Here is a 570-nt window from a genome sequence, read left to right as displayed (position 1 = left end):
GCTCGACGGGTGAACCGGCTGATTTTATCAACACTGATTACTGGGGAATTCAAGTGCCATCGATGGCTTGAACATATCGAAATGTTTCAATCGAAACATTGCATCGGGCAACTTTAACAACCCGCTCGCGTCAATAACAAGAACGAGAATAAGCACGTGGTCGATCAGTTGTGACCAAACATGTAATAGAGAAATATCAGCAAATAAATGCCAAACCGCACATCGTTAAAAGACTAGTCCTACAACAAAAACCAATTATTGAGTTGCACAAATAAAAATGCCCGATAAGCCGGGGCATTTCCATATTGCGATACAAGAGACTGTTACTTGATCAGTCGCCAAGTGAACGGATATCTGTACGGGAAACCTTCGTTGGCTTTGACCCCTGCAATGATCGTCAGGACCAATGCCGCGATTGCAAGCAAACCAAAGAGGAAGAAACCAATGATCAGCAGCATGAGCAGGAAGCAGATCATTGAGGCTATCGCCACCGTGATCTGAAAATTCAGCGCCTCTTTACCCTGCGCATCGATGAACGGGTCCTTCTCGCGCTTCATCTGCCAAAGGATC

General features: G+C 45.6%; 1 protein-coding gene. It reads right to left on the bottom strand.

Features of this window, described 5'->3' with window-relative positions:
• Positions 1–323: 323 nt before the first annotated feature.
• Positions 324–570 (bottom strand): DUF4870 domain-containing protein (locus AC0T7J_RS25090; RefSeq protein ID WP_473798429.1); only part of this gene is annotated, 247 nt, incomplete at its 5' end.

This window comes from Pantoea sp. E956-1, assembly GCF_982223955.1.
Note: the sequence above shows the minus strand (reverse complement) of the source record. Positions and strands in the feature narration are given on the sequence as shown.